Source organism: Pseudoalteromonas sp. GW168-MNA-CIBAN-0100, from assembly GCF_040309225.1.
GTDB lineage: Bacteria > Pseudomonadota > Gammaproteobacteria > Enterobacterales > Alteromonadaceae > Pseudoalteromonas > Pseudoalteromonas arctica.
Genome location: NZ_JBEOOL010000006.1, coordinates 59,251 through 78,595, shown reverse-complemented (window position 1 = coordinate 78,595; position 19,345 = coordinate 59,251). Strand labels below are relative to the sequence as shown.

Below are 19,345 nucleotides of genomic sequence, written 5' to 3'. Positions count from 1 at the left end.
GAGCCATTATGATAACTGCCATTATTCGCTGGTCTGTTAGCAATCGCTTTTTTGTGTTGTTGCTTACATTAATTTTACTGGGTGGAGGGTTGTTTGCTGTAAAAAATACTCCCGTGGATGCCTTGCCTGACTTATCTGATGTTCAGGTCATTATAAAAACCACTTACCCGGGGCAAGCGCCGCAAGTAGTGCAAGACCAAGTTACATTTCCGCTCACCACAGCAATGCTTTCTGTGCCGGGTGCACAAACTGTAAGGGGTTTTTCGTTTTTTGGAGACTCGTACGTTTACGTTATTTTTGACGAAAAAACCGATTTGTATTGGGCGCGTAGCCGAGTACAAGAATACCTAAGCCAAGTAGCGAGTAGATTACCCGATAGCGCTACGGCAGAGCTTGGCCCTGATGCAACAGGCGTAGGTTGGATTTACTTATACGCACTAATTGATAAAACAAATAAACACGATATTAGTCAGCTACGAAGCTTACAAGATTGGTTTTTAAAGTTTGAGCTACAAACTGTGCCCGGTGTATCTGAAGTGGCTGCTGTTGGTGGCATGGTTAAGCAATACCAAGTCAATGTAGAGCCCGATAAATTACGCGCATATGGTATTCCGCTTAGCCTCATTCAAACCGCTATTCAACAAGGCAACCAAGAGATGGGCGCCTCAGTAGTTGAAATGGCTGAAGCAGAATACATGGTAACAAGCACAGGCTACATTAAGAGTGTTGCCGACTTGGAAGCTATTCCGCTTGGTGTAAACGCCAACGGTACTGCGCTGCAATTACGTGATGTAGCCGATATTAGAGTCGGACCGCAAATGCGCCGTGGTATTGCAGAACTGAATGGTGAAGGCGAGGTAACCGGCGGCATTGTTATTATGCGCTATGGCGAAAATGCACAAAAAACCATTGAGCTCGTAAAAGCAAAGTTAGAATCGCTTAAAAAGGGATTACCAGAGGGCGTTGAAATAGTCCCTGTGTACGATCGCTCCAACTTAATAAATAACGCGGTAGATAATTTAACAAGTAAGCTAATTGAAGAGCTTATTGTAGTTGCCTTAGTGTGTGTGGTGTTTTTGTTTCATGTGCGCTCATCACTTGTAGCGATTATTACGTTACCGCTTGGAATTTTAACGGCATTTATAATTATGTATTGGCAGGGGATTAACGCCAACATTATGTCTTTAGGAGGAATTGCAATAGCGATAGGCGCAATGACCGATGGCGCTATCGTCATGATTGAAAATATGCATAAACATATGGAAAAAACGCCCCTTACCAACGAAAACCGCTGGGAAGTTGTGGCTAAATCGGCGAGTGAAGTGGGTCCTGCATTATTTTTTAGTTTATTAATTATTACCGTCAGCTTTATGCCGGTATTTATTTTAGAAGCGCAAGAAGGGCGTATGTTTGCGCCACTCGCTTACACTAAAACCTATGCTATGGCAGCGTCTGCTGGGCTTGCGATTACCTTAGTGCCGGTATTGATGGGTTACTTTATTAGAGGTAAAGTTATTTCGGAGCAAAAAAATCCAGTTAACCGATTACTCGTCGCAGCGTATCGACCACTACTTAACTGGGTGCTTAAATTTCCAAAAATGACACTGGTACTCGCGGTGGTTGTTTCTGTTATTGGCTTTTACCCGGTAAATAAAATAGGCAGTGAATTTATTCCGCCACTCGATGAGGGCGATTTAATGTATATGCCCACAACGTATCCTGGTTTATCGGTAGGTAAAGCGCGCGAAATACTACAGCAAACCGACAAGTTAATTGCCACACTACCCGAGGTTAAAACAGTATTTGGTAAAGTTGGGCGAGCAGAAACTGCAACAGATCCTGCGCCGCTTACAATGATAGAGACGTTTATTCAGCTAAAGCCAAAAGACGAATGGCGCGAGGGTATGACTCTTGAAAAACTTAAAAAAGAACTCGACGGTTTGGTTAAGTTTCCTGGGTTGACGAATGCGTGGGTAATGCCAATTAAAACGCGTATTGATATGCTTGCAACGGGTATTAAAACCCCTGTGGGAATTAAAGTTGCGGGACCAAAGTTGAGTGAAATTCAAAAAATTGGTCAACAAATAGAAGTGCTTTTAAAAGATGTGCAAGGCACCGCATCGGTTTACTCAGAGCGAGTAGCCGGTGGACGTTATATAAAAGTAGATATAAATCGTGAAAAAGCCGCGCGTTATAGCTTAAACATCAGCGACGTACAGCAAGTTGTATCTACTGCAATAGGTGGTACAAACGTAACACAAACGGTAGAAGGGCAAGAGCGTTACCCTGTTAATTTACGTTATCCGCAAGCATACAGAGACTCGCCAGAAGAGTTAATGTTGTTACCTATTGTAACGCCTACAGGGCAGCGTATAGCACTTGGTGATGTAGCCGATGTATTTATTGAAGATGGACCGCCTGGTATAAAAAGCGAAAATGCACGTTTAAACGGTTGGAGTTTTATTGATATAGATGGCGTTGATATTGGTACTTACGTTGAGCACGCTCAGCAAGTGCTCGATAAAGACCTAATACTACCTGCTGGCTACTCAATTACGTGGGCTGGGCAGTATGAATACATGCAGCGCGCTAAAGAAAAACTGACTTATGTATTACCACTTACATTAGCGATTATTATTGTATTGCTTTACCTTAATTTTAGAAGCTTTGCTGAGGTCACTATTATTATGGCTACGTTGCCACTGGCAATGATTGGTGGCGTATGGCTAATGTATTTAGAGGGCTTTAACTTTTCAGTTGCAGTAGGTGTAGGCTTTATTGCCTTAGCTGGGGTAGCGGTAGAAATTGGGGTCATTATGTTGGTGTATTTAAACCAAGCCTATCAAGAAAAGTGCCTCGAAGCAGAGCAAGCCGGAAAACCGCTTAGCTTAGTGCAATTACAGCAAGCTATTATTGAAGGAGCAGGGCTTCGAGTACGCCCAGTTATGATGACTGTCGCGACAATTATTATCGGTTTATTACCTGTACTTTATGGCACGGGCACCGGAAGCGAAGTAATGAGCCGAATAGCAGCGCCTATGGTTGGCGGTATGGGCAGTGCAATTGTACTCACCTTACTTGTTATTCCTGCGGTTTACCTACTATGGCGCAAACAAGGACTTAAATAATATAAAGCAACAGACGATAGAGCAATGCTGTTACTACCCACGCATTGCTCTATAAAAATTACCTATAATTTGTAAGTTGTTCTATTAAATAGCTAGTTATTACTCACATTTAAATTAACTAACTGTTTTTAAATAGCTTTTTAATTGGCATGCTTTACGCAGTGTATTACCTATACAGTCAACTAAGTAAGGAATGCACATGCAAGTTAAAACAATTAAAGAGGTATACGATTGGACCGTTTTGTTTCATACGCAAATGGCGGCTAATTTTTATAGCGTAAAGGATTTACTCGATGAACATAATGCAATGCTGGTGGACTACTACCTAAATTACGAAAAAAAACTCGCCGAAGATTTAGTCGGGTTTAAAGCGATAACTGAAATAAATACGCTCGATACGTACAGTTATGAATACTTTGCTAAAAATCCCGAGCTAATTACTTTTGAAGACATTAGTAAAGATCAGCAATTCGATGAAGAAGTCATTCAAGGCTATTTAGCACAGCAACATCAAAAAGTGATTGAGTTATATGAATACTTACTTGAACGCGCCGAAACCGAAAGTGGGCAAGAAAAGCTTCAACAAATACTAGAGCTTGAAAAGCAAGGTATAAAGCAAATGATGCAAAGTACTAATCGTCATATGGATATGTAGCTTTATAAAAGAGCGGGATTACTGAGTTTATCTTGCTCTTATTAGCTTTAAGGTGATTATTTAAAATAGCTGATGCTTGCATCGGCTTATTTTATGTCTGCGTTAAATAATCTGCAGAGCATTTTGATGGACTAAAATGGTATGCGTGTCAGTTGTATGGCACGCATAAATGGAGGTTAAACTTCTTCCGTATCTACAATTAAATCACTTGTAATTGATTCTAATGCTTCAATAACTTCGTCTTTATCCATACCATTTGGCAAAGTAACGGTAGCAACAGCGCTAAAAATAGGCACTCCCCAATTAGGTGCACTTTGTTGTCTTGAATTTAAGTGAGTAATATTAGCGCCTTTATGACGTATTACACTTGCCAGTTCTTGAACAATACCAGGACGGTCGTTACCTGTTATAACTAGATTAATTTGCTCTAGTGTTGATGGTTCAATCTCTGTGTTTCCGGTTTCAATACGAACGTCTAACTTAGGTAACTTATTTAAAGCACTTTGTAATGATTGAAAATGCTCCTCAGCAACTTCAAGTTGAATAATACCTGCAAAATGACCTAATAAATGGCTTAAGTTACTACTAAGCCAGTTGCCATGATTTTGTAATACGACTGATGAGATGCTCTCTACTAAACCAGGGCGATCTTTCCCTAAAATAGTTATAACCAACTGCTTCATAAATAATTCTCTTTTTAAGCCCAAAGAAAGTAAATGCATAGGCATTAAGTATGTTGTCTAATTTAAATTGTGTGTTGTTGCACTTTTTTATAAATCTTTGATTATAAATTAAAAAAATGGATATAGTTGTGTTGACTATACGCAGTATTAATAGTCATTATTATTTACTAAGTACTCTTTTAGTATTGACCTCGATAAATACTTTGTCCAATTATTTTATAATTTAGTTCACTTATAAATCACCTATTTGAAGCTAATTTAGACTTTTCCCTCGTTAGTTTTATTTAAAGCTGTTTTAGAGTGCTTATTATTACTGCTGTAACATTACTGTCATCTTGATGAAATATAATTTATGCAACGTTAAGATTTAAGGGTGTTTTGATGACTTCAAATCCGAATAAGCCGACTTTTAATACGGATCGAAGCCGTCTATTTAAAGATCGGTTTGCCAAGTTTGGCATAACCGCTGGTGGGATAATGGTATTGGTAGCACTGCTATTAATATTCTTTTACCTTCTTTATGTAGTACAGCCAATTTTTGAATCAGCAAAAGTAGAAAAACGCGATAGCTTTCATGTTGCTAATTCACAGCAAATAGCAGGCTTAGGTGTAGAAGAGCAAACTGAAGTTGCTTATTTACTAAGTCAGCAAGGTCAGGTTGATTTTTACAGTGTTGAGTCAGGTAGTTTTGGTAAAAAACTCAAAACACTTAATGCAGATTTACCAAGTGATGCAACAAGCTTTGCAACAAGCGCGCCTTTTCAAGGGCATTATGCGTTTGGTTTAGAAGATGGCACCGTAATGGTTGTTGCACCTAAATTTTTAGTTACCTTTCCAAACAACGAGCGTAAATTAACACCTCGCTTAGGTTTTCCTCTAGGGGAAATGGCTTTAGAAGTAGATGAACAAGGTGCAGCTATTAAACGCTTTGCATTTAGTCACTATGAAGACAAAACAGCGGTTGTAGCTCTTACAGAAGATAAGCGTGTATTATTTAGCAGCTTTATTGCTGAAGAGAATATGTTTACCGGTGAAGTAGAGTGGGTTGTTGAGCGCACAGAACTTGATGTTAATGGACGTGTAGACGAGTTATTAATGTCGCCAGATACAACACGTACTTTTGTACGTTCTGCTAATCAAGTGTATGTATACGATACGCGTGACCCAAGTGATGTAGAGCAAATTCAGTTGCTTTCGGCTAACGAAGAAAATGCAAATATTGTATCTGCACAACTGCTAGCGGGCGCAAACTCACTCATGCTTGCTAATGATAACGGCGAGATTTCGCAGTGGTTTGAAGTAAACACTGACACAGGCCGTGAATATCAAAAAATTCGCTCATTTGAAACAACTAAGCAAAGTAAATTAAATATATTTACTGAGTTTTACCGTCGTACTTTTTTTACTACTGGCAATAATGGTGAGCTAGGTGTTTATTACACAACGAGTGAAGCAAAATTATGGCAGGGGAAAGTAAGTGAAGGCGCAATAGAGAACTTTGCAATTGCACCACGTTCAAATGCTGCGTTAATTTTAGCGGATAATAAGCTAACAGTATTAGACATTCATAACGAGCACCCAGAAGTTACTTGGTCAGCACTTTGGCAAGAAGTGTGGTACGAAGGTTACCCAGAGCCAGGTTATATTTGGCAGTCTACATCAGCCAGTGACGACTTTGAATCTAAGTTTTCACTTGTGCCAATTTCGTTCGGTACATTAAAAGCAGCACTTTATGCGATGTTGTTTGCTGTACCAATCGCGCTTTCGGCGGCTATTTACACGGCATACTTTATGTCGAGCAAATTACGTAAAGTGGTTAAGCCTACCGTTGAAATAATGGAAGCATTACCAACCGTTATTTTAGGTTTTTTAGCGGGTCTTTGGTTAGCCCCATTAATAGAAGAGCACTTACCTGCAATTGTTGGGTTACTCATATTATTACCTTTAGGTATGTTAGCGACAGGTTTAGCCTGGACTAAATTACCAACAAAAATACGCCATAGAATTCCTGATGGTTCGCATTCAATCATCCTTATTCCGGTCGTTTTACTTATTGGTTGGTTTTCGTTTGCTATGAGCGAATTTGTTGAACTTTGGATGTTTGACGGCAATGTGCGTCAGTACTTAACAAATGAGCTAGGTATGACATTCGATCAACGTAACTCGCTTGTTGTAGGTATTGCGATGGGTTTTGCGGTTATTCCTACTATATTCTCAATTGCAGAAGACGCGGTATTTAGTGTTCCAAAGCATTTATCAAATGGCTCATTAGCATTAGGTGCAACGCAGTGGCAAACACTAATACGTGTTGTATTACTAACAGCAAGCCCAGGTATTTTCTCTGCGGTAATGATGGGACTTGGCCGAGCAGTTGGTGAAACCATGATTGTACTTATGGCAACCGGTAATACACCGATTATGGATTGGAGCATTTTCCAAGGTATGCGTACGCTTGCAGCAAATATTGCAGTTGAAATGCCAGAGTCAGAAGTAGGTAGTTCGCACTATAGAATATTATTCTTAGCAGCCTTTGTATTATTCATATTCACATTCATTTTTAACACAGTCGCTGAGTTTGTTCGCCAGCAACTGCGTGAAAAATACAGCTCAATGTAAGCGGAGAGACATGACATGGTAAAGCAGTGGTTTAAGTCTGGTTCTCCTTGGATTTGGATGACCGGTGGTGCAGTGAGCATCAGTTTGATTTCAGTTTTAGGCTTATTAGCAATGATAGCCTGGAAAGGGTTAAGCTTTTTCTGGCCTTCAGAAGTTGTACAGTTTGAACTTGAAGGGTCGATTGCAAAGCAAACTGTTATTGGCGAAGTTTACGACCGTGAATTAGTACCAAAAACGCGTTTAGCCGCCACAGGTATTGATGTTAGCGGATTTGAAAAAGAAGAAATAGAGCGCTTACTTATTAAAACAGGTAACCGCGAATATGTAGACTTAGATTTTCGTTGGATATTAGAAACCGACATAACAAATAAAACAGCACCAGCGGCGCTTGCAGTATTTGAGCGTAGTAAAAACGGTAACTTTTATGGTTATGTGCAAAACGTTATTAAAGACGGTCAACCGGTTAATGGCGATAAAATAGAAGCGCTACATGAGCTTGTAGAGCGTGCGGTTGATTTAAATGACGAAGCACTTGATTTGCAAAATGGTGACATTGGGCATATTAACTACGCACTTGAACGCTTACGTTTAAAAGAAAAAGGCTACTTACTTGATAACGCTCTCACTGATGAGCGTGTTGCTGAGCTTGCTCAAGCACGTGCTGAATTACGTGCAGAGTATGGTGTACTTGAAAAAGATTTATTTGCACTACGCAAACAAGCTAAACGTGACCACGTAACTGTAAAAGATATGCGCGGTGAAGTTGTTACAATTCCTATGTATCAAGTACTTGATGTTTGGTTTCCAAACGATATGGGCTTTTTTGCAAAGCTAGGCCACTACTTTGTGCAACTAGGTAAGTTTGTATCCGATGATCCACGTGAAGCAAATACAGAAGGCGGTGTTTTCCCTGCTATATTTGGTACTGTATTTATGGTTATGCTGATGGCTGTAATTGTGACGCCGTTTGGCGTTGTTGCTGCAATTTACTTACACGAGTACGCCGCAAAAAATGCAATCACTAAAATGATTCGTATCGCAGTGATTAACTTGGCCGGTGTTCCTTCAATTGTATACGGTGTATTTGGCCTCGGCTTTTTTGTATACATGTTAGGTGGTAGCTTAGACCAATTATTTTATCCAGAATCGTCGCCAACGCCAGTATTTGGTACGCCAGGTGTAATGTGGTCGGCATTAACGCTCGCTATACTAACGTTGCCAGTTGTTATTGTATCGACTGAAGAAGGTTTATCTCGTATTCCAAGTACCGTACGCGATGGTTCACTAGCGCTTGGCGCAACAAAAGTTGAAACGTTATGGCGCATAATTATTCCAATGGCAAGCCCTGCAATTATGACAGGTTTAATACTGGCAGTTGCGCGTGCTGCAGGTGAAGTTGCACCGTTAATGCTAGTAGGCGTTGTAAAAATGGCTCCTACATTACCACTTGATGGCAACTTCCCGTATTTTCACTTAGATAGAAAGTTCATGCACTTAGGCTTTCATATATACGATGTTGGCTTCCAAAGCCCTAATGTTGAAGCGGCACGCCCGCTGGTATACGCAACGGCCTTTTTATTGGTGTCGGTGATTATTACCCTAAACATAACGGCCATTGGTATACGTAACCATTTACGTGAAAAATTCAGATCGCTTGAACACTAATTAGTAAAGATTTTATAGGTAACAAAAATGATTACAGTCGCTCCAAAAGTAAACCAAGCTAATATAGGCCAGAAGTTAGACCTAGAAAATTTAACGGATGACCAAAAAGCGCTAGAGATTAAAGATCTCGATCTTTACTACGGTGATAAGCAAGCGCTTAATAAAGTAAATATGAACATTCCAAAAGGCCAAGTAACTGCGTTTATAGGACCATCGGGCTGTGGTAAATCAACTCTATTACGTTGTATTAACCGCATGAACGATTTGGTTGATATTTGCCGTATTGAAGGTGAAATATTACTTCACGGTCAAAATATTTACGATAAGAGCGTAGATGTAGCAGCACTTCGTCGTAATGTAGGTATGGTGTTTCAGCGTCCTAACCCATTTCCTAAATCAATTTATGAAAATGTGGTTTATGGCCTACGCTTACAAGGCATTAAAGAGAAGCGTAAGTTAGACGAAGTGGTAGAGCAATCACTTCGTGGTGCTGCTTTATGGGATGAAGTAAAAGACAGATTACACGATAGCGCGTTTGGCTTATCGGGTGGTCAGCAACAGCGTTTAGTTATTGCTCGCTCAATTGCAATTGAGCCAGAAGTTCTTTTATTAGATGAACCTACATCAGCACTTGACCCTATTTCTACTTTGGTAATCGAAGAGCTAATAAACGATTTAAAAAACCAATTTACCGTTGTTATTGTTACACATAACATGCAACAAGCAGCACGTGTATCTGATCAAACAGCCTTTATGTATATGGGCGAATTGATTGAGTACTCAGACACAAATACCTTATTTACTACACCAACGAAGAAAAAGACCGAAGATTACATTACCGGTCGTTACGGTTAATTAGCCCGTTGTAGCGTGTTGTGCAAGATTAAGAGAGAAGGTAACTATGGAACATAATATTAATAAACATATTTCTGGGCGTTTTAACCAAGAACTAGAAAATGTACGTAATCATGTATTAAGCATGGGTGGCTTAGTTGAGCAGCAGTTAAATAGTGCGCTTGATGCTGTGAGCCGTAACGATGCAGAGCTTGCTCAAAAGGTACGTCAGAACGATTATAAAGTGAATGCTATGGAAGTAAGCATTGATGAAGAGTGTACGCGTATTATTGCTCGTCGTCAGCCTGCAGCAAGTGACCTGCGTTTAGTGATTGCAATAGCTAAAACAATCGCTGATTTAGAGCGTATTGGCGATGAAGCTGAGCGAATTGCTAAAGTTGCACTAGACTCATTTACCAAAGATCAGCAAGATTTATTAGTAAATATTGAAAATATGGGCCGCCAGGTTTTAAAAATGCTACACGACGTACTGGATGCATTTGCGCGTATGGATGTGCAACGTGCATTTCAAGTACATAAAGAAGATGCAAAAGTTGACCGCGAATATGAAGCTATCACACGTCAAATAATGACTTACATGATGGAAGATCCACGCTCAATCCCTAAAATCATGGACTTAGTTTGGTCTGTTCGCTCATTAGAGCGTATTGGTGATCGCTGTCAGAACATTGCTGAATACATTATTTATTTTGTTAATGGCAAAGATATTCGCCATACATCTCAAGAAGATATAGAAAAATCACTATGATTTTTTACCCATCATGCTTTTCTATTAAAGCGGCTTAGTGTCGCTTTGTGTGTTGCAAGCTTTAGTGAAGTAATAAAAAGCGTTCACAATCTTGGTTAATACTGTAAAATTCATGCTGCAAAGCATATCAATTTGATTAAAGGGTCAGTTATGCCTACAAACGCGTTTTTAGGAGTATTTGCAAAATCTCCTATCAAACCAATGGAAGAACACATCAAGAAGGTTCATCAAGCAAGTAAAGCTTTGATACCTTTTTTTAATCACGTATTTAAAGAAGAGTGGGTACAAGCAGAAGAGCTTCGCATCACTATTCGCAATTTAGAACGTGAAGCTGATGATATGAAAAGAGATATACGTTTACAATTACCGCGTGGTTTATTCATGCCGGTAGAGCGTACAGATCTTCTCGAACTAGTAACTCAACAAGATAAGATTGCTAATAAAGCGAAAGACATTGCAGGGCGAGTGATTGGTCGTGAAATGACCATTCCAAAAGTTATGCAAGCTGATTTCTTAGCTTACTTAACCCGTTGTGTAGATGCGACTAAACAAGCATCTAAAGCAATTAACGAATTAGAAGAATTGCTAGAAACGGGTTTTAAAGGTCGAGAAGTCACCTTAGTAGAAAAAATGTTAGTTGAATTGGATGCCATAGAACAAGACACGGACGAAATGCAGATAAAAGTACGCCGCCAGCTACGTGATGTAGAGGGTGAGTTAAATCCAATTGATGTTATGTTTTTGTACAAAATCATTGAATGGGTTGGCGAGCTTGCAGATATTGCAGAGCGCGTAGGATCACGTCTTGAGCTGATGTTAGCTCGTTAATTTAAAATCAGTTCAAACACGAAAGATTAAGGTTTTACAATGGATATCATTGCATCTTACGGCACGGTATTAATTTTAATTGCCGCAGCAGTCGGCTTTTTTATGGCTTATGGTATTGGCGCGAACGACGTAGCGAACGCCATGGGCACATCTGTAGGTTCAAAAGCGCTAACAATCAAACAAGCTATTTTTATAGCGATGATTTTTGAATTTGCAGGCGCTTACTTAGCAGGTGGTGAGGTTACATCAACAATTCGTAAAGGAATTATCGATGCCGCACCATTTGCAGACATTCCTGAACTTATGGTTCTGGGTATGATTTCGTCTTTATTTGCAGCGGGTGCTTGGTTATTAATGGCCTCGTTCTTGGGTTGGCCAGTATCAACGACTCACTCAATCATTGGTGCAATCATTGGTTTTGCGTTAGTTGCTGTTGGTACTGAGGCGATTCAATGGGATAAAGTAGGTGGTATTGTAGGTAGTTGGATTATAACGCCCGCCATATCAGGCTTTATTGCATACTTAATATTTATGAGTGCACAAAAACTTATTTTTAATACAGATGCACCACTAAAAAATGCTAAACGCTATGTACCACTTTATATGGGTTTAGCAGGTTTTATAATGGCCTTGGTCACAATTAAAAAAGGCTTAAAGCATGTTGGTGTTGATTTAGGTGCAGCCGAAGGGTACGCCTTAGCAATAGCTGTAGCAGTTGTCGTTGCTATAATTGGTAAAATTGCTATTTCTCGTTTAAATATCGATCCAAAAGCAGATAAACAAATGCAATTCAACAATGTTGAAAAAGTGTTTGCTGTTCTTATGGTATTAACAGCATGTTGTATGGCCTTTGCACATGGTTCTAACGATGTTGCTAATGCAATCGGTCCACTAGCTGCTGTTGTAAATATTGTTGAAAACAATGGTGAAATTGCTAAAAAAGCGGCTATTGCTTGGTGGATTCTACCTCTAGGTGGTTTTGGTATTGTTGCGGGTCTTGCTATTTTGGGCAAAAAAGTAATTAAAACGATTGGTGAAGGCATTACACATTTAACGCCTAGCCGTGGTTTTGCTGCTGAACTAGCCGCTGCTTCTACCGTTGTTATTGCATCAGGTACTGGTATGCCAATCTCTACTACTCAAACCTTAGTGGGTGCGGTATTAGGTGTAGGTATGGCACGTGGAATTGGTGCACTTAACATGGGTGTTATCAGAAACATTGTAGTTTCTTGGGTAATTACATTGCCAGTTGGCGCTGCCCTTGCTATTGTTATTTTCTACGTACTAAGAACCGCATTTGGGGTTTAACAAAAAAGTACTCAAAGACTTTTAGCTTGAAAAGATCTCAATGCCCTAGGTGTTGGGGTCTTTTTATTTGTGGAAAGAAAAAATGACCAATCTTCCAAGTATCAAACAGCTACAGTATTTATTAGCTGTTCATCAACATCAGCACTTTGGCAGAGCTGCCAGTGCCTGTTTTATTGGGCAATCTACTTTAAGCAGTGCTATTCAAAATCTTGAAGAAACTTTGGGTTGCCAGCTTATTGAACGCGAAAATCGCAGCCTTATGTTTACCAGTATTGGTGAAGAAGTTGTTGAGCGCTCTCGTAAAATAATTAACGATACAATTAGTTTAAAAGAGCTCACTAAAAGCTTTTTAACACCACTGAGTGGTAAATTAACGGTGGGTGTTATACCTACAATTGCTAGCTTTATAGCGGCTCCTCTGTATCACTTTTGTAAAGAAACCTTTTGTGATTTAGAGCTGGTATTAATAGAAGATACGAGTGATAAGCTACTGGATAAACTTGAGCATGGGCATATTGATTTAGCGCTACTTGCACTGCCATACGAAACCGATAAATTTCATACACAAGTATTGGCAAAAGATCAGTTTAGTTTAGTGCACCATAAGGATTACAGCGCTGCAAAGGGCGTAGTCGACTTTAATCTATTACCAGAGGCTAGCGTATTCTTACTCGAGCGTGAGCACTGTATGACAGGCCATGCGCTCAGTGCATGTCATTTAAATCGTGCTAGTTGTATTAACCCATTTGAAGCAGCAAGCTTGCATACATTATTGAGTATGGTTGAGCATCAGCTCGGAGTGACTTTTTTACCACAAATGGCGATTAACGCCGGAATTTTAGATAATAAAAATATGGTGGCAACACCATCACAAAGCGATGCATATAGAGATATTGGCATATTGTGGCGTAAAACTACGGGGCGGATCCGCGACTTTAAGTTATTTAGTCAACAGCTTGAGATATTTTTAAAGCGCCAATGTAGTTTAGATTTTTCTAAATAAGAATAGGAAATGAATGAAAGCAGCCTATAAAGGCTGCTTTTGATTTTGAAGATGGCTTTCAAAAGGCTCAAGTTCGGGTAAAAATAGTAAATAAATCCATACCACCAAGTTAAAGTAAGGCACGCAGCCTAATACAGTAAAAACCTTAACTGGGTAGCCTTTAATATTTGCGTAACGATAACACTGATACGCGATTGCAAAATGTATAATCAGTAATAACATAACTAGCTGTGTCATACCTTTCTCCTTAAAAGCTTAAATAGCTTTGAAACCCACTATAAATATCAGTACTACGTCGCCAAAAGGTAATGTCATGTTTTTAAAGTGAAATACATTAAAAGGCACGACATTTTTTATTTGATACTGAAAGTATAGGCAAGAAAGGTAATATTGGTAGTAACAAATTGTTTAATTTTGTTTATTTTGGGCTAGCTTGTTGTTGGTAAAACGTTTTATTTTTTGAAATTTTTTCAAGTTCATCTTTTACTTTTTCAACAGGTACTGGGCGTGCAATAAAGTAGCCTTGTCCATAATCAACACCTATCTCTTTTAGTGCAAAAAATATCTCTTCGTTTTCAACGTACTCAGCTACAGAGCGCTTATCGAGAGACCGACTAATATCATTTATTGCTTTTACTAACGCTAAGTCTATAGGGTCATTAAGCATGTCGCTTACAAATGAGCCATCAATTTTTACATGCTGTGCTGGAAGCTGCTTTAAATAGTTAAATGTACTAAAGCCAGTTCCAAAATCGTCAATAGAAAAATGACAGCCTAAGCTATTAAGCTTCTCAATCATTTTACGAGTCGCTTTTAAGTTGTTAATACTTGCTGATTCAGTTATTTCAAAAATTATCCGCGAAGGGGGCACGTTATACTTTTCAAGGTTTGATTCAATTAATGGCAATAAGCGTTCATCTAAGAATGATTGTGCTGACAAATTAATAGCAACTTGGTTTAACTCTGGGTGCTTAGACACACAAGCAACGGCATTACGTATAACGCATTGATCCATCAAAAATGTGTCGTTAAGCATCTCTAAAGAGGGAATAAATTGATTTGGGTACACAAGTTTACCTTTGAGTTTTAAGCGTAAGAGCGCTTCAAAATAAGCAACTTTACACTCTTTAAAATCCCAAATAGGTTGGTAATGCAGTTCAATATTATCTTGCTGCAGTGCTTGTCGAATTTCGTGACCCCATTCAAGCCCAGTTTGAAGCGTATTGTTTTGAGCGTCCTCTCTTGAGTAGCAATGTACTAAGTTACGCCCTAAATTTTTGGCAATATACAAAGCAATATCGGCTTGTTTTAAACATTCATTAGGATCATTGTTTTGTGTCGTAATTTGAGTTAAACCAATAGAGCAGCTAATTGTGTATATCTGATCTTCTGATTTAAAAGCATGTTTTTCTATTGCGCTGCACACACCTTCAGCAATAAGGTGTGCATCCAGTAAATTCATATCGGTAAGTATGACTGCAAACTCATCGCCGCCTATTCGGCACACCAAATGGTCTTCGCCAATATTTGCTTTAAATAATTGCGCCACTTCTTTTAATACTATGTCACCTTGGTGGTGACCTTTGCTGTCGTTTATTATTTTAAAGTGATCGAGGTCAATATAAATAACAGCATGCTCTATGCCATCATACGTGTATTTATCTTGGCATATTTTATTAAGCTGTTGATCAAAGTAATAACGGTTATGTAAACCAGTTAATGGGTCATGGTGTGCTAAATGACGTAGTTGGATCTCTGCTTGTTTACGTTCGTGTATGTTGTCGATAGTGGCGGTTATGGTCGCGTTATTACGACTATTTTTGATTAGCTGTAATCTGCATTCGACCCAGATTAAATTGCCATTTTTATGGGTGAGCTTTACTTCTATTTGTTGCTGTTGCTCGCCACCATGTAAAATGTCATTAATAGTATAATTTAGTCTTCCTTTATCTTCGTTATTACAATAAGCGCTTAATGGGGTTTGTAGTGATGATTTAACACCAAAACCGCTCAATGCCTCCCATGCAGGGTTAATAAAACGAATATGCCCTTGCTGATCAAGCTCTAAAACAACCGTATTCAAATGCAATAAAATACGCTGATGAGCCGAAAATAACTCTTTGTAACGCACTTCGCTCACGCTTAGCTGCTCTACTTTGTAAGCAAACTCAGCATAACTCACCATAAAATCTTCACGTCGTGCGGCGTGGTCACACACTTTATTTAAAAATGAAGGGTCGTATGGGGCTCTAATAAAATCGGTAACACCAGACAGCAAAAGCTGCTCAGCGTAATCAGCATCATCACTTTCTATAATCGTAACAATAGCTTGTTTAGAATTGTGCTGTAGGATTTCTTCAACGAGTACACTCGAGCTCTCTGCACTTGATGTAGTGGCATCGAGTAGCACAATTGAAAACTGCTGTTGGTTGTAAGCGTTTAGTGCTGCTTTGGCTGAGGTAACGTGAGTAATAGCAAAGTTTAACTTTAACTGTTCACTTATTTTGTCGGCCGTATTTTGAAGTGGCTCTAATAATAATAAGTTTAGCCGGCTACTTTTTTCTAAGTGAGTAGATAAAACATTCGCAAGTACTTGAGGGAGCATGTCTTTATGTTCAAACGGCAGTACAGCATCTATCCCGTAGCTTCGGGCTGTTGTTTCTGCAATACGCTCACAGTAAATTGGCGGAATAAGTAAAATTGGGGTGTTTTTTGGTGTTTTTAATAATCCTGAGCGGATCATCCTCGAAAAGCGCCAGCCGTCAATTTTTCCAACATTAATGCCCGTTATTATAATATCAACAGGGTGTTGTTTTAAAAGCTTTAAAGCTTGTTGGCTATCTTGCGCATCAATAAAGGTAAATACATTTAAGCTATCTAAAGTGCCTTTAATCGCGCGACGTTCAGCACTACTTGCGTTTAATATTAGCAATTTAAGCTGGTTTGGCACGTGTTGAACACCCCTAATGTAACTTATAATAATTCAGCCGAACAAGAATAGTGACATTTAACCATAAGAACAAGAAAATTTAATGAGAAACACGCAAACAAGACATTATAAGTTTGGCTGATTTCTTGAGCTTAATACCCGATACATATACACTTGGCGCGATTTTAAATGATGTGGATTACTAATTATGCGCGTGGCTGACTTTAGCTTTGACTTACCTGATGAATTAATAGCTCGTTTTCCTAAAGCGGACAGAACTAGCAGCCGTTTACTTACTTTAGATGGCCCAAGCGGAACTCTAGAACATAAAGTGTTTAGCGACATACTTGATTTAGTAAACGAAGGCGATTTGTTAGTCTTTAACAATACACGCGTTATTCCAGCACGTATGTTTGGTCAAAAAGCCTCTGGCGGCAAAGTTGAGGTGCTTGTAGAGCGAGTGCTAGATGAACATCGCGTACTTGCGCACGTACGCGCGAGCAAGTCGCTTAAGGGTGGTAACGAAGTTATTCTTGAAGGCAAAGCCAAGGCAATAATGGTTGCACGCCACGATACATTATTTGAGCTTGAGTTTGATCATAGCCAAAACGTGCTAGATATACTTAATGATATTGGTCATATGCCACTGCCTCCTTATATTGACCGACCTGATACCGAAGCTGATCGCGAGCGTTACCAAACTGTTTATGGAGAAAAGCCAGGTGCAGTTGCTGCGCCAACAGCGGGCTTACATTTTGACGATAAGTTAATGACGGCACTAAAAGATAAAGGTGTAAACATGGCTTTTGTTACTTTGCACGTTGGCGCCGGTACTTTTCAGCCAGTACGAGTGGATAGTGTTGATGAGCATGTAATGCATTCCGAGTACATAGAAGTGCCCGATGATGTAGTTGCTGCCGTTGCACAAACCAAAGCAAGTGGCGGGCGTGTAATTGCGGTTGGCACAACTTCAGTACGCTCATTAGAGTCGGCAGCTAAAGTTCACGGCGGCAAGTTAGATACGTATTTTGGTGATACCGATATATTTATTTTTCCGGGTTACCAATTTAATGTTGTTGATGCCATGGTCACTAATTTTCACTTACCTGAGTCAACACTCATTATGTTAGTAAGTGCTTTTAGCGGACAAGACAATATTATGGGCGCATACAATACCGCAATTGAACAAAAATACCGCTTTTTTAGTTACGGTGATGCGATGTTTTTAACACGTAAGTAACCATTTATTATTTAATACTCAGTAAAAAACACTAAAAACCCCAGCAACGAAGCTGGGGTTTTTGTTTAGCATAATAAGCAAAACTGAATTTATCGCAGCTAATAGTATTAATGAGGCAAAAAGGGTAGAATCGAGCGGTTAAATTATAGCTTGTTGGACTGTTTTTCTGACATTGAGGATGATATGAAATTTGAATTAGATTGTACTGACGGAAAAGCGCGCCGCGGCCGCTTAATTTTTGACCGTGGTGTAATAGAAACACCTGCATTTATGCCTGTTGGTACTTACGGTACTGTAAAAGGTATGACGCCAGATGAAGTAAAAGCCACTGGTGCGCAAATATGTTTAGGTAATACCTTTCATTTAATGCTTCGTCCAGGTACTGAAATCATTAAGCAACATGGTGATTTACACGACTTTATGAATTGGGATTTCCCAATTTTAACTGACTCAGGCGGTTTTCAAGTCTTTAGCTTAGGCGCAATGCGTAAAATCACTGAAGAAGGCGTATTATTCCAATCTCCAGTAAATGGTGATGAAATTATGATGTCGCCTGAAAAGTCGATGGAAGTACAGCGCGACTTAGGCTCAGACATCGTTATGATTTTTGACGAGTGTACGCCATATCCAGCAACTGAAAAAGAAGCTAAAGATTCTATGGAGTTATCTCTTCGTTGGGCTAAGCGCTCAAAAGAAGGGCATGGCGACAATCCATCTGCTTTGTTTGGTATTATTCAAGGTGGTATGTACCCAGAATTACGTGCACAATCGCAAGCAGGCTTAGAAGAAATTGGCTTTGATGGCTATGCATTAGGTGGTCTATCAGTAGGCGAGCCTAAAAACGAAATGATGAATATTCTTGATCATTGTGCGTTTAAAATGCCAGAAGACAAACCACGCTACCTTATGGGTGTAGGCAAGCCAGAGGATTTAGTTGAGTCTGTTCGCCGTGGTATTGATATGTTTGACTGTGTTATGCCAACACGTAATGCGCGTAACGGCCATTTATTCATTACCACAGGTGTAGTTAAAATACGTAACGCAGTACATAAAACAGACACAGGGCCACTTGACCCTGAGTGTGATTGCCATACGTGTGGAAACTATTCACGAGCTTATTTGCATCACCTTGATAAATGTAACGAAATTTTAGGTGCGCGACTAAACACAATTCATAACTTACGTTACTATCAACGTGTTATGGAAGGTTTACGTAATGCAATTAGCGAAGGTAAATTAGAAGAATTTGTACAAGATTTTTATGCTCGCCGAGGCCAAGACGTGCCAGAGCTAGTAGATATAAAAAATTAAACTTTAAAATTAAAGAGGAAGTATCATGAGTTTATTTATTTCAAATGCACACGCAGCAGCTGGTCAACCTGCGGCAAGCGGTGGTTGGGAAATGCTAATAATGTTAGCTATTTTCGGTTTGGTTTTTTACTTTTTAATCTACCGCCCGCAAGCTAAGCGCGTTAAAGAGCACAAAAGCTTAATGAGTATGATGGCTAAAGGCGATGAAGTACTTACCCAAGGCGGTTTAGTGGGTAAAATTGTGAAGATTTCTGAAGAGAAAGATTTCATCGTTATCTCTTTAAACGAGCAGGCAGAAGTAACAGTACAAAAATCTGCAGTATCTGCAGTATTGCCAAAAGGCACAATGAAGTCGCTATAAAAATAATAAGGACGA

At 39.4% G+C, this 19,345-nt stretch carries 15 protein-coding genes; 12 read left to right on the top strand and 3 right to left on the bottom strand.

From position 1 onward, the window contains the following. Window positions 1–8: 8 nt before the first annotated feature. Together AAEY62_RS05085 and AAEY62_RS05080 are read left to right on the top strand one after the other, a co-directional pair. Window positions 9–3,128 (top strand): efflux RND transporter permease subunit, encoded by a 3,120-nt coding sequence (locus AAEY62_RS05085; protein WP_350634682.1) that lies wholly within the window; start codon window positions 9–11, stop codon window positions 3,126–3,128. A gap of 199 nt (window positions 3,129–3,327) precedes the next feature. Next, window positions 3,328–3,783 carry a hypothetical protein gene (locus AAEY62_RS05080; RefSeq protein WP_007586459.1) on the top strand — a complete coding sequence of 152 codons (456 nt, stop codon included), beginning with the start codon at window positions 3,328–3,330 and terminating at the stop codon, window positions 3,781–3,783. Window positions 3,784–3,959: 176 nt separating this feature from the next. Here the strand turns inward: AAEY62_RS05080 and AAEY62_RS05075 are convergent, their stop codons facing one another. After that, window positions 3,960–4,466, bottom strand: a complete 507-nt coding sequence (locus tag AAEY62_RS05075) for a glycine cleavage system transcriptional repressor (protein WP_007586460.1) — start codon at window positions 4,464–4,466, stop codon at window positions 3,960–3,962. A 381-nt stretch (window positions 4,467–4,847) separates the two neighbouring features. Between AAEY62_RS05075 and AAEY62_RS05070 the strand changes: the two genes are divergently transcribed. From AAEY62_RS05070 to AAEY62_RS05040, 7 genes are all read left to right on the top strand, one after another. Continuing rightward, window positions 4,848–7,082 carry an ABC transporter permease subunit gene (locus AAEY62_RS05070; protein ID WP_024590590.1) on the top strand — a complete coding sequence of 745 codons (2,235 nt, stop codon included), beginning with the start codon at window positions 4,848–4,850 and terminating at the stop codon, window positions 7,080–7,082. Window positions 7,083–7,097: 15 nt separating this feature from the next. Beyond that, entirely contained in the window at window positions 7,098–8,747 is a 1,650-nt protein-coding gene (gene pstA, locus AAEY62_RS05065) for a phosphate ABC transporter permease PstA (RefSeq protein ID WP_024590591.1), read from the top strand. Window positions 8,748–8,774: 27 nt separating this feature from the next. Further along, window positions 8,775–9,602, top strand: coding sequence for a phosphate ABC transporter ATP-binding protein PstB (pstB, locus tag AAEY62_RS05060; RefSeq protein ID WP_007586464.1), 828 nt, complete (start codon window positions 8,775–8,777; stop codon window positions 9,600–9,602). A gap of 46 nt (window positions 9,603–9,648) precedes the next feature. Continuing rightward, window positions 9,649–10,350 (top strand): phosphate signaling complex protein PhoU, encoded by a 702-nt coding sequence (phoU, locus tag AAEY62_RS05055; protein ID WP_007586465.1) that lies wholly within the window; start codon window positions 9,649–9,651, stop codon window positions 10,348–10,350. A gap of 150 nt (window positions 10,351–10,500) precedes the next feature. Beyond that, entirely contained in the window at window positions 10,501–11,178 is a 678-nt protein-coding gene (locus AAEY62_RS05050) for a TIGR00153 family protein (protein WP_002957838.1), read from the top strand. 39 nt (window positions 11,179–11,217) lie between these two features. Next, window positions 11,218–12,486 carry an inorganic phosphate transporter gene (locus tag AAEY62_RS05045; RefSeq protein ID WP_007586466.1) on the top strand — a complete coding sequence of 423 codons (1,269 nt, stop codon included), beginning with the start codon at window positions 11,218–11,220 and terminating at the stop codon, window positions 12,484–12,486. An 82-nt stretch (window positions 12,487–12,568) separates the two neighbouring features. Continuing rightward, window positions 12,569–13,489: a hydrogen peroxide-inducible genes activator gene (locus tag AAEY62_RS05040; protein ID WP_007586467.1), complete on the top strand. Its 921-nt coding sequence runs from the start codon at window positions 12,569–12,571 to the stop codon at window positions 13,487–13,489. Window positions 13,490–13,513: 24 nt separating this feature from the next. On the opposite strand, the gene AAEY62_RS05035 is transcribed toward AAEY62_RS05040, so the two are convergent. Both AAEY62_RS05035 and AAEY62_RS05030 read right to left on the bottom strand, forming a co-directional pair. After that, entirely contained in the window at window positions 13,514–13,726 is a 213-nt protein-coding gene (locus AAEY62_RS05035) for a hypothetical protein (protein ID WP_002957835.1), read from the bottom strand. Between the two features lie 181 nt (window positions 13,727–13,907). Then, window positions 13,908–16,439: a two-component system response regulator gene (locus AAEY62_RS05030; protein ID WP_350634680.1), complete on the bottom strand. Its 2,532-nt coding sequence runs from the start codon at window positions 16,437–16,439 to the stop codon at window positions 13,908–13,910. A 187-nt stretch (window positions 16,440–16,626) separates the two neighbouring features. Between AAEY62_RS05030 and queA the strand changes: the two genes are divergently transcribed. The 3 genes from queA (at window position 16,627) to yajC (ending at window position 19,330) form a co-directional block, all read left to right on the top strand. After that, window positions 16,627–17,658 (top strand): tRNA preQ1(34) S-adenosylmethionine ribosyltransferase-isomerase QueA, encoded by a 1,032-nt coding sequence (queA, locus tag AAEY62_RS05025; protein WP_350634679.1) that lies wholly within the window; start codon window positions 16,627–16,629, stop codon window positions 17,656–17,658. Between the two features lie 183 nt (window positions 17,659–17,841). After that, entirely contained in the window at window positions 17,842–18,969 is a 1,128-nt protein-coding gene (gene tgt, locus AAEY62_RS05020; RefSeq protein WP_007586471.1) for a tRNA guanosine(34) transglycosylase Tgt, read from the top strand. Window positions 18,970–18,994: 25 nt separating this feature from the next. After that, the gene (yajC, locus tag AAEY62_RS05015) at window positions 18,995–19,330 is read left to right on the top strand and encodes a preprotein translocase subunit YajC (RefSeq protein WP_007586472.1); all 336 of its coding nucleotides are present in this window, start codon (window positions 18,995–18,997) and stop codon (window positions 19,328–19,330) included. Window positions 19,331–19,345: the final 15 nt, after the last annotated feature.